Annotated in this window: 15 protein-coding genes; 4 read left to right on the top strand and 11 right to left on the bottom strand. The window is 40.9% G+C overall.

Annotation, left to right across the window (positions count from 1 at the left end; all coding sequences use genetic code 11):
- Positions 1 to 23: 23 nt before the first annotated feature.
- Entirely contained in the window at positions 24 to 449 is a 426-nt protein-coding gene (locus DFO72_RS04655; protein ID WP_113881186.1) for a VOC family protein, read from the bottom strand.
- A 194-nt stretch (positions 450 to 643) separates the two neighbouring features.
- On the opposite strand from DFO72_RS04655, the gene DFO72_RS04650 reads away from it, so the two are divergent.
- Entirely contained in the window at positions 644 to 868 is a 225-nt protein-coding gene (locus tag DFO72_RS04650; protein WP_113881187.1) for a hypothetical protein, read from the top strand.
- Positions 869 to 900: 32 nt separating this feature from the next.
- Here the strand turns inward: DFO72_RS04650 and DFO72_RS04645 are convergent, their stop codons facing one another.
- On the bottom strand, positions 901 to 1,782 hold the full coding sequence (locus DFO72_RS04645) for a LysM peptidoglycan-binding domain-containing protein (RefSeq protein WP_243856091.1): 882 nt from the start codon (positions 1,780 to 1,782) through the stop codon (positions 901 to 903).
- A gap of 265 nt (positions 1,783 to 2,047) precedes the next feature.
- Here DFO72_RS04645 and DFO72_RS04640 point away from each other — a divergent pair, with 265 nt between their 5' ends.
- The gene (locus DFO72_RS04640) at positions 2,048 to 2,776 is read left to right on the top strand and encodes a hypothetical protein (protein ID WP_243856062.1); all 729 of its coding nucleotides are present in this window, start codon (positions 2,048 to 2,050) and stop codon (positions 2,774 to 2,776) included.
- A 35-nt stretch (positions 2,777 to 2,811) separates the two neighbouring features.
- Here DFO72_RS04640 and DFO72_RS04635 read toward each other — a convergent pair whose 3' ends face one another.
- The 5 genes from DFO72_RS04635 to DFO72_RS04615 all read right to left on the bottom strand — a co-directional run bounded on the left by DFO72_RS04635 (position 2,812) and on the right by DFO72_RS04615 (position 9,652).
- Positions 2,812 to 3,984: a Ger(x)C family spore germination protein gene (locus DFO72_RS04635; RefSeq protein ID WP_113881188.1), complete on the bottom strand. Its 1,173-nt coding sequence runs from the start codon at positions 3,982 to 3,984 to the stop codon at positions 2,812 to 2,814.
- Positions 3,981 to 5,072, bottom strand: coding sequence for a spore germination protein (locus DFO72_RS04630; RefSeq protein ID WP_113881189.1), 1,092 nt, complete (start codon positions 5,070 to 5,072; stop codon positions 3,981 to 3,983). The genes DFO72_RS04635 and DFO72_RS04630 overlap by 4 nt, the downstream gene beginning before the upstream one ends.
- Before the next feature lie 24 nt (positions 5,073 to 5,096).
- On the bottom strand, positions 5,097 to 6,659 hold the full coding sequence (locus DFO72_RS04625; protein WP_113881190.1) for a spore germination protein: 1,563 nt from the start codon (positions 6,657 to 6,659) through the stop codon (positions 5,097 to 5,099).
- 667 nt (positions 6,660 to 7,326) lie between these two features.
- The gene (locus DFO72_RS04620) at positions 7,327 to 8,328 is read right to left on the bottom strand and encodes an LLM class flavin-dependent oxidoreductase (RefSeq protein WP_113881191.1); all 1,002 of its coding nucleotides are present in this window, start codon (positions 8,326 to 8,328) and stop codon (positions 7,327 to 7,329) included.
- Positions 8,329 to 8,698: 370 nt separating this feature from the next.
- On the bottom strand, positions 8,699 to 9,652 hold the full coding sequence (locus DFO72_RS04615) for an EamA family transporter (protein WP_113881192.1): 954 nt from the start codon (positions 9,650 to 9,652) through the stop codon (positions 8,699 to 8,701).
- 105 nt (positions 9,653 to 9,757) lie between these two features.
- On the opposite strand from DFO72_RS04615, the gene DFO72_RS04610 reads away from it, so the two are divergent.
- Positions 9,758 to 10,651, top strand: a complete 894-nt coding sequence (locus DFO72_RS04610; RefSeq protein WP_113881193.1) for an AraC family transcriptional regulator — start codon at positions 9,758 to 9,760, stop codon at positions 10,649 to 10,651.
- Here DFO72_RS04610 and DFO72_RS04605 read toward each other — a convergent pair.
- Positions 10,648 to 11,256, bottom strand: coding sequence for a hypothetical protein (locus tag DFO72_RS04605; protein WP_113881194.1), 609 nt, complete (start codon positions 11,254 to 11,256; stop codon positions 10,648 to 10,650). The genes DFO72_RS04610 and DFO72_RS04605 overlap by 4 nt on opposite strands.
- A gap of 219 nt (positions 11,257 to 11,475) precedes the next feature.
- On the opposite strand from DFO72_RS04605, the gene DFO72_RS04600 reads away from it, so the two are divergent.
- Positions 11,476 to 11,952 carry a DinB family protein gene (locus DFO72_RS04600; RefSeq protein WP_113881195.1) on the top strand — a complete coding sequence of 159 codons (477 nt, stop codon included), beginning with the start codon at positions 11,476 to 11,478 and terminating at the stop codon, positions 11,950 to 11,952.
- A gap of 410 nt (positions 11,953 to 12,362) precedes the next feature.
- On the opposite strand, the gene DFO72_RS04595 is transcribed toward DFO72_RS04600, so the two are convergent.
- From DFO72_RS04595 to DFO72_RS04585, 3 genes are read right to left on the bottom strand one after another with little or no spacing between them, the layout of a single operon-like run.
- Positions 12,363 to 12,668: a hypothetical protein gene (locus DFO72_RS04595; RefSeq protein ID WP_113881196.1), complete on the bottom strand. Its 306-nt coding sequence runs from the start codon at positions 12,666 to 12,668 to the stop codon at positions 12,363 to 12,365.
- A 20-nt stretch (positions 12,669 to 12,688) separates the two neighbouring features.
- Positions 12,689 to 14,518, bottom strand: coding sequence for an LTA synthase family protein (locus DFO72_RS04590; RefSeq protein ID WP_113881197.1), 1,830 nt, complete (start codon positions 14,516 to 14,518; stop codon positions 12,689 to 12,691).
- A complete protein-coding gene (locus tag DFO72_RS04585; protein WP_113881198.1) occupies positions 14,505 to 16,115 on the bottom strand; it encodes an aminotransferase class V-fold PLP-dependent enzyme in 1,611 nt (536 codons plus the stop codon). The genes DFO72_RS04590 and DFO72_RS04585 overlap by 14 nt, the downstream gene beginning before the upstream one ends.
- Position 16,116: the final 1 nt, after the last annotated feature.

The following is a 16,116-nucleotide window of genomic DNA, read 5'->3' as shown; positions in this document are numbered from 1 at the left end:
TGGGTTCTTTATATCTGAACGAATTAATGCTCGCCCTCCGTGTAAATTTGAAAATTCACTCCGAATTTATCGATTACGCTGCCATATGCAGGGCTGAAAAATGTTTCCTGAATAGGCATCGTTACTTGCCCGCCCTGCTGCAGAGCTTCAAAAAATTTCTTCGATTTTTGAGAATCAGATGAAGAGAGGCAAATGGTCACCTGATTGCCTATTTGATGATTCTGGCCAGGGAATGTATCGCTAAACATAATTTCATTCTCCCCAACCTTAACAGTTGCATGCATAATGCGGTTCTTTGCTTCTTCAGGAAGTGGATATTCAGGGTTTTCCGGACCTTCCTCAAATGTTTGCTTATACAAAACTTCCGCTTCTAATGCATCTCTGTAAAATTCAATTGCTTCATTTGCATTTCCGTCCATCACTAAATAAGGAATCACTTTAACTGTCATTTTAATCAGCTCCCCTAATTTTTTCACTTTTCTTAACATTTGATACAAAATCGATTTTACTACAAAGAACGTACGTTCGCAACTGTTATTTAAAAAAATAAATATAATCGGTCTATTTTTATCACTAAGCCTATATTTTATAGGAAAGGTGCAATAACTTGTACCACATTCCATAGAAAAAAGGCGTGATGAGAATGTTTACGGTATATTATCTTGATGGGAGAAATGTTTTATTAAATCAGCTTCGCAAAAGTGTTCCAAATCAAGGCGAACAGGTTAAGATCAAAGGAAGAAAAGGCATAGTGACCAGCGTAACGGCTGCAGATGAAAGGAAAATCCATGTGCAGGTAGAGCTTGAAAGTGTAAATAAAGCGAAGCTTGCAGCAGAAGATGATAAAAAGAAAAAGAAAAAGCGATGAGAAAAACCCGCACCAGCTGCGGGTTTTTCTCATTAGTGCAATGTTCCCCTGATTTCCTGCATTTTTTTCCTGACTAGAGGATAAAAGTTATTCTTAGCGCTTGCAGTCGAATTCCCGCCAAAAAAATCAGTGCCTGGACAGGTTTTCACTGCATGACCATGACTGCTATCCAGCACCCGTTCACCGGAGTTAATATCCCACCAATGATGATAGGTGATGCTGTCAATGGATGGTGCCAGGCCATATTTCATCATCAGAAGAGCTGTGACTGTCACGATCGTTTCTTTTTGTTCAGCAGTCATATGATTATCATCAAAATTGCCGAGATTTTCAATTGCTATCGCATCCGCTTCGATCTTGTGCATGACTTCTTTATTCTGCAGTCCGAATGATCCTTCCGGTACTATATCGAACGGCCGCCCCACAGCCACCTTTCCATCCGGGAAAGTGGTCAGCTGCTGGCTGATCATCCTCCACTTCATCCCGCTCACATGATACTCCTCCATTCCCTTCATTAAAGCAAAATGATTTGAGCCATTGAACTGTCTGTAAGATGGCTGATAGGTATGATGCTGCTGAACCTTGGCCACTTTTCTCGTAAATTTCTGATTGAAAATCCAATCGCGAAATTCCTCTCTCGTCATCAGGACGAACTTTCCGTCCATGGCTAATTTCTCAGGAACTATCTTTAATTTTTGCCCTGCATTCAAACCATTGGCAGATAGCCCATTAGCTGCTTTAATCGCCTGCACGGAGGAATCAAATTTTTCCGCCAGCTTCCAGAGTGTATCTCCGGGAGCCACTTTGTACATGATTGGAACTCGGAGCTTTTGTCCTATTAAAAGTCTGTCTGACTGCAGGCCGTTATATTGCTTTAAGTTCCCTGCTGTTGATCCATATTTTTTTGCGATCAATGTAAGGGTATCTCCCTTCTTTACCTCATAAATATTGCGGGGATTGTTTTCGGCCTGTACAGAGGTCCAATTGAATTGCCAGATTAATGCAAGACTGAAGACTAGAAAAATGCATTTTTTCATTCTCGATGTCCTTTCCATGCGTTTTTATTATTTTTATATAACTAAAGGAATTTATCCTTACTTTTTGGCCTGACTAAGAATTCTGCAGGGTATTTTCTATAGCAGGGAAAACTAAAAAAAAACATGTAAGGTGTGTATCAGCATGAAAAATCAATATTTCTCTGAGGTTTGTATACCGATTCAGATTCCTTTTGGATTCAGGCCAGCAGAAAAAGAGCAATCAGATTTTACTTTCGACCGTGAAGACCGCTTTATTGATTACCGGATTGAAAAAGAAGGACAGGATTATGATCTCAGCATGGATGACAATGGGCAGTGGTATTTTTTTACTTCATTTGTTTGTGATTCACATGATGAGCTAATGCTATCCAGACAAATTTTCAGGCCGCCCTATTTGAAAAATGAGGAACTTCCACTGGTGGATAACATGGAGAATGTAAATCTCAAGCCCTTATATGAAGGACATGATAAAGCATATGGGCACGCTTTGGCTCTATCAGAAAACCTGTCTTCTGTTCCCGCATTTCGGCAGGCAAGACTGGCCAATTATGATGGCACTGATGATCCCGCGATTATAAAAAAAATCCATTACATTCAAAATGAATACAAAGGAAAAAACACAAGGTTTATTTCAGGCTTTGAAACTCGTTCTTTTGCGACCATCACTGAAAATGAATACTACGCAAGGGAAATTCACCTGCCCCATAATGCAAGAACTTATTTAAAACTGTTTGTTTACTTTTCCAGATATGGCACTCTTCCTTCACAGCAGATGATGCCGCGTTTCCTTGCGAATTTGTGGGCATCTGCACAGAGTTTGAATACTGCAGCCAATCCTGCCCTTTATAAAGAAGAATATATTGAACCATAAAAGGGCAGCTGCAATGAATGGCAGCCGCCCTTTAATTAGCGAGATGTACCCATTTCTTTGATTGAGACGTTAATGCTGAATTCGACCGGTATATCGCTAAAGGTTTCATCCCAATTATTTTTAACCTTTTTCCACACCTGGGGATGGCTGATTTGAAGGCTTCTTCCAAATCCCAGCACATCCATTTTATATTCTTCCTGCGTTTTCTCCAGTACATTTTTTACCAAACGCTCAATTTCCTTTTCTGTAGCTTTTTCCGCCTTTTTCATGTATTTGCTGTCAAATGCTTTTCCACTTATATCCCAATGCTCGCCTATACGCCCTTCTGTTTCAATTTTAACCGTGAAAGAAATCGAATCTCCTTGTACAGAAGGTTTTATTTTACTTTTCATCGACAAACTCTCATATACAATTGGCTGACTGTCTTCTTCATCGTAGCTCCTTACAAGCCCGCCTTTCCCTTTCCCTTTTATCCAGGTTACTCCTTCAGTTTCCGTATCATTCAAGAATGCCCGGAGTGTTTTTGTATTACCGTCAATCATTGCAGCACCGGTAAGCTTTCTATCGTTATTTTCTGTCGAAACTGTCTGTATTAGAAAGCTATTTCCTGAATTCAGCTGTCCTTCCATTTTAGCGATTGGCATGGGAGTAAGGATTTTCGTGCTTCGTTCCTTACCTTGTATCATTTCGACAAGCTGGATTGCAGGAATAACAGTTGGCTCGGCAGATTCCAGGGTTTTACTTGCACTGCCTTTGGCAATAACAATTAGCGTACTTGACCGCATCTCCTGTTCCCTGCGGAAAAAATCCAGCACCTGTTCAAGATTATAGCCGCGGGCAAGTTCCTCCCCAATAATAATGACTTTTGCATGTTCTCCAAAAGCACGTTTGTCAATTCGCAGAATCATATTTCTTAACGCAGGGAGAACCGCTTCTCCTGTTTCTGTAATATTTTTATAGGCCCTCACCTGTGATTGCCCGCCATTCGTTGCATTATTGGCTGTCTCTGCCGTAATAAGCTGATTCGTTAATTTAAAAACATTACCATTGTCAATCCCGCTTTGCCGATCCTCAAATTCCCCTTCATTGTCCAAGTCAATTGCCGTTCCTATTATCAGTCCAAGTTCCTCGATTTCTTTGCTGCTCCAGCAGCCCGATAAAGATATAACCGCCAGTATAAAAATCAGGACTTTCTGAGTCATTTTCATGCTTTATCACCCTTTATTTTTGAAATGATAAGCAAGGCCAGGGGCAGAACACCAAATAGAATTAATGCTGAATAGCCGATCATGTCCCCCATTGCAAACACCTCATTCATATTTGCAGGAATCATGCCTATCAGGTAGATAACAGGCAGCAGGCCAAACTGAAATGGGCCGATCTTCTTTTTAAAGATTTGAGAAAGGCCCAGCGAAGCTGCATAAAAGGTGATTGTATAGGTTGTAAAGATTTGCATTATCCAAATTGTCAGCAATAAAGACTCAAATCTTTCAAAAATAAGCCCTTGAATTTCAAAGCTCCTGATCAGATCAATCGTGGGCCAGGTTTTGGTTAAAACGCCATCCACAGACAGCCCGCCTATAACCATCACCACTGTAATCAAATAAAAGAACATCGAAGTTCCTGTGCCAATCAAAACTACTTTCACTGCCTGGGCAGGCTTATCCATAAAAGCAACAATAATAAGCATAATCTCGATTCCTAAAAACGCGACAACTGTTGTACTCACGCCTTTTATTATAGGAGTAATTCCCGAACCTAGAACAGGACGGAGATTATCTAGTTCAAAGATTCCCATACTCATGCTTATGACAATTAGAAAAATGATTACGGTAATCGGAAGAATGAGTTCAAATAAACGGGCAATTGGATCGATACCGCCGCCGATCAGATAAAGGCCTATCCACATAAATGGCATAATGATCGCCCAAATAGGGGTGCCTTCCAGCAGAAATAGACTTGTTACTTCTGAAAGAACCCTTATTTCATAGGCAGCGAGGCTAAAGAAATAAATGATAATAATTAAGCCGAGGAAACTGCCTGCCCATTTGCCTGCAATTTCCTGACTATATTTATAAATAGTCCTGCCAGGATACCTTTGGCTAAGCTTTACGATTATTATCCCAGCTCCCATTGCAAATAGACCGCCGAGAATTACTGTCATCCAGATATCAGGCGATTCCAATTTTTCTGCAGAAGATCGCGGTAAAGTAAGTATGCCTGCAGCAAGAATATAATTAACCAGGATGACAGCAGCTTGAGGACTTGAAAGCTTTTCCTTTGAACCAATTTTCAAGCGGATAACCTCCTGTGAAATAGTCTATCCTTTCCGGGTGGGGTCCTTTGGGTGAAGCATACTTGGCCTTTCTTTCAAAACTTTTAACGGGAACCGTACGATAAAGTCCTTCCAGTCACTCAGCCGGTAAGGAACTGCCAGACTGATATAGGGTACCCCAAAACTCTTGAGCTTGACTAAATGACTGCTGATAAAAAGGAAAAACAAAATAACCCCATATAAACCAAAAACAGCAGCAAAAAACATGCAGACAAAACGAAGATAACGCAGAGAAATCCCCAAGCTATATTCAGGAATAGCAAAAGATGAAATAGCTGTAACCGCAACTACTATGACCATAATCGGGCTGACAATTCCAGCTGAAACTGCAGCCTCCCCAATAATTAAGGCCCCGACAATGCCGATTGCAGGACCAATTGGCTTTGGCAGCCTCAGCCCGGCCTCACGAAGAATTTCAATTGCCACTTCCATAATCAGAGCTTCTATTATAGAAGGAAAAGGTACCCCGTCCCTGGTGCCAATTATGGACATCGCTAATTTAGTCGGGATCAAACCCTGATGAAATGAAACGAAAGAGATGTAAAGTGCCGGCCCAAAAAGTGAAATAAAGATGGCCACAAAACGCAATAATCGAATAAGTGAGCCGGAAATCCACCGTTCATAATAATCCTCAGATGCTTGCAGCATCATGCTGAATGTTACGGGAACAAGAAGTGCAAAAGGAGTGCCATCAAGGAGGATCGCTACCCGCCCTTCCATTAAAGCAGCATTCACTCTATCTGGACGTTCAGTATTCTGCGCTTGGGGAAAAGGACTCATAAAATTATCCTCGATAAGCTGTTCGACATATCCAGATTCCATCACATTATCGATGTCAATTTGCTGAATTCTGGACTTTACTTCCTCAACTATTGCTGGATTAGCAATATCTTCAATATAAGCAACAATAAGATCTTTATTGGAGCGCTTTCCGACTATAAACTTTGAAAATATCAGTTTTTCTGTTCCGCCGTTTCTCCTTAAGAGAGCTGTATTATCGCTGAGATTTTCTGTGAAGCCTTCACGCGGTCCTCTGACAGCTTGCTCGGAAACAGGCTCTTCAATATTCCTTGTTTTCCCATTTGCAATACCCAATATAAGCATTTCAAAGGCTCCGTCGAGGAGTAGTACAGCTGATCCCTTTAAAATTTGCGGCACCGTATCTTTTATATTGGAGGCAGCAGAGATTTCACCAAGGGACAGAATATGACTTTTTATATAATCGACTGTAAATTTCTCTTTTGCCTCGTGCCTTCCATCACCCTTTGCATCTGTAAAATCCTGCATTAACGACTTCATGATATGTTTATCAATCAGTTCTTTATCGGAAAGGCCATCAACATAGATTAGTACTGCCCGTATACTCGTTAGCCCAATATTAAATTCACGAAAATGAACGTCCGAATTATGTCCGATTTCCTTTTTAAATAGTTGAAGATCTCTTTGAATTTCACCCGTTAGTTCATAAGGGCCTTCATCCTCATTCTTCTTTTCATGTTTCATGGTACTGCTTTTAATAGGTTTTTTCTTTATTTGGGACATTTTCATTATTCAAGAACCCTCCTTTGAAGGTCCGATTTTGTGAAAAAACCTTGAAATCCCTATCGGTACAATGATCACAGCAAAACTCTGCAAAAAAACTTCCCAATCAGGCAGATGGGAAACGATGGCTTTCCACATTTTATTCACCCTTTAAATAGCTAAAATCATGTTCTCCATACAGGAATTTTTCTAATGTGATTAGGCTTCCACTTCTTGCATATAAACATCCATTTAAATACCATGTTTAAAAAATTTTTATAGAGTTCCCAATGCAGTCTTTTATTTTTTCATGTAAGCGCAACGATTTCGCCACAAAGGGCCATTATCCGACCTTTCAGCGCAAGAAAAGTCTAATCCTGCGCTTTCCCGAGAAATATGATAAACGGAAGCTCCTTGCCCTCTAAGGGTACGCAGATTAAATAAGCCACAACCCGCGGCAATGTCTTCATGACCAAATACTCCCTAAAGCTGCTGCTTTTGGCTTTGTACTGATTATTCTGGCGCAGCCTTCCTTGTCAAGACCACAAGCAAAAAGACGAGCCTCGAAAGAAAGGGGTTCTTCCCCTTTTTGAAGGATCGTCTTGTGACATCGCATGTATGGTTTGAACTGGACTTGTAAAGAAGTTCAAAACCTTTTAAATCTATAAAAAAAGAGCGGGGATTATTTCCCCGCTCATTTGCCGTCTGTAATTTCCTTAAATATTTCATATGAACGTTTTTGTTTTTCTTCATCATAGATATAAGAAACCGCCATGATTTCATCGACATTGTACATATCCTGGAATTGCTCCAGCTGCCCCTTGACTGTTTCTTTGCTCCCCATAAAGGTCACGCTTGACATTCCCTCTGCCGCTTCCTTCTCCATTGGGTTCCAGATCGAATCCAAGTCATCGACTGGCGGGCTCAATTTCATGGAAGTTCCTCTGACAACATTCAAGAAGAACTGCTTCATCGTGGTTGATAAGAATTCGGCTTCCTCATCCGTTTCCGCTGCAATGACATTTAAGCATACCATCATATATGGTTTATCAAGATACTTCGAAGGCTTAAAGTTGGCACGGTAGATCCGGATGGCATCCTCCATCCATCTTGGAGCAAAGTGTGAGGCAAATACATAAGGAAGCCCCAGCTCTGCAGCCAAATAGGCAGAATCTGTCGAAGAGCCAAGAATATAAATTGGAATGTTCGTTTCCACTCCCGGATGTGCTTTAACATAACTTTGCTCCTCTAACGGACCAAAGTATGTCAGCAGCTGCTTAACATCGTCCGGGAATGTATAAACAGAATCATTTTTCGAGCGGCGAAGCGCATTAGCTGTCATCATATCCGTTCCAGGTGCCCTTCCAAGACCAAGATCAACACGATCCGGATAAATCGTCGCCATCGTTCCGAACTGCTCGGCAACAACTAATGGTGCATGGTTCGGCAGCATGATTCCGCCTGAACCAATGCGAATGGTTTTTGTATGTTCCAATGCATGTTTTATTAAAATAGCAGTGGCAGAACTGACCAGTGTTGGAGTATTATGATGCTCTGCTATCCAATAGCGTTTGTAGCCCATCTCCTCTGTTGCCTGAGCCAGATCGGCTAGATCCTCGATTGCCTGCCTGCTGTCCTTCCCCTCTCGTATTGGAGCAAGATTCAAAACAGAAACAGGTATTTGTATATTAGTCATTTTATAATCTCCTTCATGAAGAATTGATTTTATTTTAACAACCGAAATAAATTTAGCAAAATATAATGCTTAGTGTGAGCAAAATTATAGAAGAGAATTTATTAAGATTTTAGATTTTAGAGGTTTTAAGCGGAAATATTTTGTTATAAGCGATTTTTGTTTCTTATGGGAGAAACTTTTATTTTATGAGCGATTTTCTTCGGTTTATAAGCGAAAATCCTTTTTTATGAGCGATTTTCTTCGGTTTATGGGCGAAAATCCTTTTTTATGAGCGAATTTCTTGGATTTATGAGCGAAATCATTTTGTTGTCCAACCTCCGCTCCAAGCCCAAGTAAGAAAAAACCAGCCCCCTTCTAAAGGGACTGGCTTTCAGCTCACTCTTAACGGTTCCTCATTTTCAGAACAATGACTGTTCTTTGCAGGTTTCTGTTTATTTAAAGCCAGCAGCAGAATCATGCCAAAGATACAGGCTGTTCCCGCCCACTGGAACATGCCGAAAGGTTCATTCAGCCAGATAACAGTAGTAAATACTGCCGCGAGGGGCTCCAGGCTGCTTAAGAGGCTGGTTTCTGTTGGAGAAAGGGTTTGGAGACTTTCAATATAAAACCAGAATGCGAGCATCGTTCCAAAAATAATGACAAAAAACAAGTACAGTCCAGCTTCAGCTGTTAAGCTGCCAAAATCCATTTGCCATGGGGGATGGATTAAACTCAATGCAGATCCGCCAATGACCATCGCCCATCCAACAACGACAAGGGAATCATATTCCTTCAGCAGCGGGATGGCGTACAAAGTATAAAACGCGAGTGCCACACCAGATAGAACTCCCCACACAACAGCAGGTGCCGGTACGGAAAGCTGAGAGACGGAACCGTTAGTCAATAGAAAAAAACATCCCGCTAAAGCAAGAGAAACTGTTACAAAATCCTGCCTCGAAAATACGGATTGTTTCCGCAGAACCAGGTAAATGATAATCATAGCCGGTGCAAGATATTGAAGCAATGTGGCAACAGCCGCATTGCCATGATGAATTGAAGCCATATAGGTATACTGCACAGCCAGCATGCCTGCGAGGCCAAAGATTAAGAGCATGATGGCTGCCGTCTTATTCTTCCATACTCCAAATACCTGTGAGCGGTCTTTCATTAAAAATTGTACGGCTAACAGAAGAATGCCTGCTGTCAGAAGCCGGGCAGTGACAAGCCAATCAACAGAGATTCCAAATTCCTGAAAAAGCTTTTGGGCAACTGTTCCGCCAATACCCCAAAATGAAGCTCCAAAAATAACAAGCAATAAACCCGTGCTCCTTGAACGTCCATTCATGTTATATTCCACCTTAAATATAATAATAGTGTTATAATAATCCAAATCCTGTGATAAATATAGCTGAATATAATAAAAAAATATAACTATATTGAGGTGGCTCTTTTGCAGATTAAAGATTTTAAAGTGGATAAAAGCCTGAAAGAATTGACGAGCCACAGGACGGTGGTGTTGCCGGTGGCCAGCTACGAAACGAAGATTGCAGATAATATCCATGGCAAAATCCCTTTGCACTGGCATGAGGAAATTCAATTTATCCATACTGTAAAAGGGGAAGCTATGGTCCAAATCAATGAAGAAAAATTATTGGTAAAAGAAGGAGACGGCATTTTCATCAATAGCGGGTGTCTTCATTCAGCCGAGGATGTTAGCGGAGATTGCGTTTATATTTGTTTAAATGTCTCCCCTCACTTCCTTCTCCCGCAGGAGTTATTCAGCAGCTATGTATATCCGTACATATCAGCAACAAATCTTCCTTACATAATCCTGAAACACAGCGAGGAATGGGGGAAAAACATATTAAACAGCATCATAGAAATCAAAAAACTAATTAATGAAAACTCTCCATTTTATGAGATTAACATAACCAGTCTGCTGACGGTCATCTGGCAGCAGTTAATCAGGAACGGATTCCAATTGGAATACAGCCAGGCTGAAGTTGAAAAGCATGTTCGGATGAAGGAAATGCTGAATTGGATCCATCAGCATTTCGCTGAAAAAGTCTCTCTTGCCGATATTGCCAAAGCCGGCAGACTGAGCAATTCTGAATGCTGCAGATATTTTAAAAAAATCTTAAAGACGACACCCATTAACTACCTGATTCATTATCGCATACAAAAAAGTCTCACTCTGCTTCAAGAAAGAGACTCCAATGTAACAGAAGTTGCCTTTAAAGTAGGATTCAACAGCAGCAGTTACTTTATTGAAAAATTCCGAAAGTCTATGAATATGACACCTTTAGCGTATAAAAAGAATCGGAATTCATTGCAGTCACCTTAGGAAATGGCCATTGATTGTCCGAACTGTTCCTGGTCGGGGGATGAAATGTATGTGTTTATATCTATAGTCCGGCTGTCTAAATTCAAAAAATACTCTTTCAGATTTCCTTTAAAAACAACATGGAAAGCTTCCATTTCCATAAACTCATGCGGTATAACCAGCGATGGCGGTTTAGTAAAATGGACAATCTCACACCTCTGTAGGACAGTTGCTACAAATTGAGAGCAGAAAAAAGCATTATTTCTTGAGAGTTGTTTATTAAACATGATCGCAAATAGCCCCAGCAGATTATATCCGTAATCGTCTTTCTCAGATTCTATCTTATTTATGAATGCTTTAAGCTTGTTCTGCTGTGCGTCTGTAACAGAACAGCTAATGACTGTACATCTAGAGTTGCTAAAAAATTCTCCTCGTATATTTTCTTTAACAAAGCCGCCTATGAATGGATTTTTCGCTGTTTTTCTGCCAAAGCTGTACACTTCTTTTAATTCAGGATCAAGTGAGATAGAAGCATGATTGTACGGCTTTTTTGTGTAAAGCTTAATAAGCCGGGTAAATAACGTTCCGGTATCCGTAAGGAGTATATAGATTTTTTGATTAGACATAACGTATCTCCTTATCAAAAATATGTTTATATTTTTATAATAAAGAAACACGGTCTCTAGATTAAGAAGCCTGCGCTGTATATGCTTATAGGACTTGAGACTTAAGGTTATTAATTTTCATTCATAGCTCTTTTAAGAAAAAAATAAATATAGATGTAGGAAAATGAAGTGAATTCCTAGAACATTATGCAATGAGCATGATTATGGAGGGTGAGTGTATTGGAACAGACTATTTTTGAACATATGGAAACAGTGCGGGGCATTACTGAAAAATCGATCAAACGGATTCCTGAAGAAATGGCCGATATCATTCCAGAAGGATTTAACAATAGCATCCGCTGGAACTTCGGGCATATTGCATTTGTGCAGGAAAAGCTTGTCTTTGGAATATCAGGTGAAGAAATGAACGTCCCGAAGAACTATGAACAGTTATTTGGCGCTGGGACTAAGCCTGCCGATTGGACCGAACCACCGCATACTTTCGACGAAATTGCATCTGTCTTAACCGAACAAAAATCCAGAATAAAGACATTTCTTCATGGGCGTATGGAACACAAACTGCCAAGTCCCTTCACAAACCGCGGCGGCATTACATTCTACACAACCGGGGAAGCTTTTTTGTTCGGCTTTTATCATGAAGCGCTGCACATGGAAACGATTAAGCAGATTTATCGTTCTATTGCAAAACAGTTTTAAAACTGGGGCAGAGTATTTAATAAAGAGGGTCTGTCGTTTTAGAATATTCCAGGAAACGGGTTCTGACTTGCTCGCTAACTTTCGGTCCATAGTTGCAACAGGTTCAGACACTTTCCCTCTTGTTTCCTTTTCTTCTGTCCGAAGTCGCACCATCTTCGGACCTCTTTCCCTCCTGTTTCCTCTTCTCCTGTCCGAAGTCGCACCAACTTCGGATTCCTTCCCTCTTATTTTCACTTTTTCTGTCCGAAGACGGACTCTTACCCTAAAATTTCTTCTTATCGAGTCCGAAATGTACAGGCCCTTTACTCAGGTATCTGTTTCTCATGTTTACATGAGCATAGCGTAAGGGCTGATCAATTTTATGATAACAGCCAAAATAAAAGGCATGCCCAAAAGGACATACCTCCATCTCATTCCGGCATATTCAATCTCGGAAAAAAGTTATAAACCATAAAAACACCAAATAAACCAAAAAATAATGCTCCGAAAATGGCCCCCTCTACCAGGGCTGCAATACCAAATGCGATGGCAATCAAACCAATCCATGCTGCAAATGAAGAAATGGTATAATGATAAATTCCGCCAATAAATGTCAGCGTCCTGCCCAGGAACTGTCCTTCGCTGCCTGCTCTCTTAACTTCGACAAGCGTTAGGATAAAGCTCCAAAGCAGCAGCAATGGGATTCCCCACAAAAATATAAACCCAAACACTTCCATGCATGCTTTTCCTCCAACAATTATTCCATAAACCTCATCAGATCTCCATGCACAATGTCATCAGATAGCCCTAGCTCTTTTCTTGAGATATCCATTAACGGTTCACAGCTGGCGATATCTGTTTCTTCTTCCGATTCGCTTTTGAAGCATTTACCGGATTTGTAAAAATAGTCTTTAGCCATAAAGCTTCCATCCCGGAAAATAACTGGATGATTGGGATCCCTTGTAAAAAGGTTATGCCCGAAGCTGAAGTTATCCTCAGCACTAATGCCGAGCAGATGTAGGATTGTTGCCCTGATATCAATTTCCCCGCCAATGTTCGAAAACGTTTTGCCTTCCACACCTGGCACATGAATAATCAGCGGCACACTCTGCAGCTGCATTCGATTAACTATGGTATCTTCCTGTCCCAGCAGCTCCAGAACGCCATGTTCGTATTTGTCCGAGATGCCATAATGGTCGCCGTACAATACAAACATCGTATTTTCATAGAGTCCGCTTGATTTTAAATCCTGGAAGAATGTTTTAATGGCTTCATCCTGATATCTAACGGTTGTCACATAGCGGTTGACGACCATTTCACTCGTGCTGGACTCAGGAATGAACTGATCTTCCTCCTCCAGCAAGAATGGGAAATGGTTTGTCAATGTAATAAATCTGGCATAGAAAGGCTTTTGCAGTTTCTCCAGATGCTGAATGGACTGCTGGAAGAATGGGATATCCTTAATGCCGTAGTTCACTGAGTTTTCTTCAGTGACCAAATAATCGGCTTTAGAAAAATAACGATTATACCCCAGAGAATCATACATGGCCTCCCGATTCCAGAACGAAGCGTCATTCCCATGGAAAACAGCTGAGTAATACTTCTCATCAGATAGAATATGCGGCAGACTTCGATAAGCATTCTCCGTTTTTCTGACAAACGCAGATCCGCTGGATAATGGATAAAGGCCTGTATCGATCATGAATTCCGAGTCAGACGTTTTCCCCTGTGCTGTCTGATCATATACCTGGCTGAAATAAAAGCTGTCTTCAATCAGTGAATTAAGGAATGGGGTTATTTCCTGGCCATTCACCTTCTGATTGATAACAAAATTCTGTGTGGACTCCATACTAATCAGAACGACATTCATTCCTTTTGCCGCACCAAAATAATCTGATGGCTTATCTTCTTGGGATTGGACATACTCCGCTGAGGCTTCTGCATCAGATGGACTGGCAAAAGCGCGATTGAGCGGGTATGATGCGGCGATGCCAATATCATAGAGATGATACTGATACAAACCTATATGCTTAACAAGCTGCTGGCGATTATAGGATTCCGAAAATAAATGAGGCACTTTCACCATGCCGAGAATGATGGTCATGAATATAAATAACACACTGACAGCCGTGTATACTCTTTTTGACTTAGCAGTGATTTGTTCATGTACTGACTTTCTTTTTATATAGAAAAGCCAAAAAACGGCCAGATCAGCAAATAACAGAAGATCCCACGGGCTAATCAATTCAAGTGTACTCGGTCCAATCCCTCCGACATTTTTAAACTGAAAAAGGATCGGAACGGTTACAAAATCAGTATAAAAACGATAATAAAGCAAATCCCCAAAAAGAATGCCCGTCAAAATAACCATTGTTATAAAAATGGCTGCCGGTTTCACTTTTCGCTTAAAATAAATATTAACTCCAAGAATGACCATTATGGCCCCGATCGGGCTTAAAATCATAAATAAAATATCAGTCCAGTTCTCCGGATGCAGATTAAATCCGATAAAGGATACAATGACCGTTTTAATCCAGATTAAAAGGACGGCAAACCAAATGGGTGAAAGCCTTTTAAATAACTTCATAATCATACCGCTTTTCATATTGTTTTTCTAAAATACCTGCCATCATTTCGAGGGATGCCATGACCTTCTGCTCTTCCTGTGCCCCCATTAGAGCCACCTGAACCCAATTTCTTTCAAGGAGGTACCCGCTTTCATAGCTTAAAAGAATTCCTTTCTGTTTGCATGCATCGCCAAATTCCCTGCTGGAAATGCTCTGCGGCAAACTGATAGTCAGGATGCCAGGGGAATAATCTTCGTCCCCTAGAACGGAAAATCCGCTGTCCTTCAGCCTCATCCTTGCTTTTCCAGCCAAAAGATTTAATTTTTCATAATCTATCAGCTTTATACTCTCTTTTAATGCGCTGACCAGATTGGAAGAATGGGTGTATGGAATGCTTTGGTTTTCTTCGTACATCTTTAAGTCCAAGTATCTTGGAACTGCACTGTTCCCTTTAATCTTGTCACGATGGAATACGATTGCCAGACCCGGATAGGAACCAAATCCCTTTCCGCTGACGGTCGATGCAAAATAAATATTCTTAAGATTCAACGGCAAAATTCCGGCCGTGCTGCATGCATCCACGCACAGCTCGGCACCATGCTCCTCGCATAGCTCCTGAATGCCTCTGATATCGAATACATACCCAGTTGAAGTTTCACAATGCACAGTCCACACCCATTTTATAGAGGGGTTTTCTTTCAGCATGCAAGCTATTTCCTCGTGGGCAATAGGCTCATTCCAATCTCTTTCAATTGTATGAAAAGATAATTGAAACCTTCTTGCATGATCAATGAGACGAAAGCCAAATTCACCATTGGCCAGGATCAGCCCATCCCCTTCGATGTTTTTCAGCTGTGCTGCCACAAGATCATTGGAAAGCGTTCCCGTGCCAACAACAATTTCAGCATATTTGGCATCTGTCATCTTGCATAATTGAGAACGCAAGTCTTGCAAACCGCTGATAAAATCATGATTGCGATGAGATACGGCTTCTTTTGAAAAAGCCCTTTTCACTTTTGGATGAATGGGCACAGGACCCGGCAAAAATGAATGCTGATCGGCGGGTACCGAATTTCTGGCCATTAAGCGTTCAAAGGCTTTCGTTGAACGTTCGAAATTCTCTTTTGTTAAATACATGGGCTGAAACTGGGCTCCATCCTCACCTGTCAGAGGGCCAAAAGGCAGAAACCCCATCCGCTTATACAATTTCAGCTGTCTGACCGTGCCCGAAATCAGCGCCATCGTATAATTTTTTTCGAGGCAAAGCTCTACAAGCTTTTCACAAAGCTGATAAAATACACGGGTGCTGCGAAACTCTTTTTTGACTGACAGCAAACGGACCTCACAAAATTCTCCCTTTACAGGCAAGTATTCTTCGAGATTAGGAAGCTTATAATCAAGCGAAAATGGCCTTTTGGCACGGATCGCGATCATTCCTGCAACTTCCTCGCCAAACTTGGCAATGACATATGTATTTTCTTTATGAAATTTATCAATTAAATGCTGATCTTCATTTTGCTTATGCTGAGGAATTTCTTCCACAAATGTCTGGTAGTTCAGCTGATGAATCTGTTCAAATTCATTAGGTTCGGTTGCGATTTTACAGATTATATTCACA

The sequence above is a fragment of the Cytobacillus oceanisediminis genome, assembly GCF_004366035.1.
Taxonomy (GTDB): Bacteria; Bacillota; Bacilli; order Bacillales; family Cytobacillaceae; genus Cytobacillus; species Cytobacillus oceanisediminis_C.
Note: the sequence above shows the minus strand (reverse complement) of the source record. Positions and strands in the feature narration are given on the sequence as shown.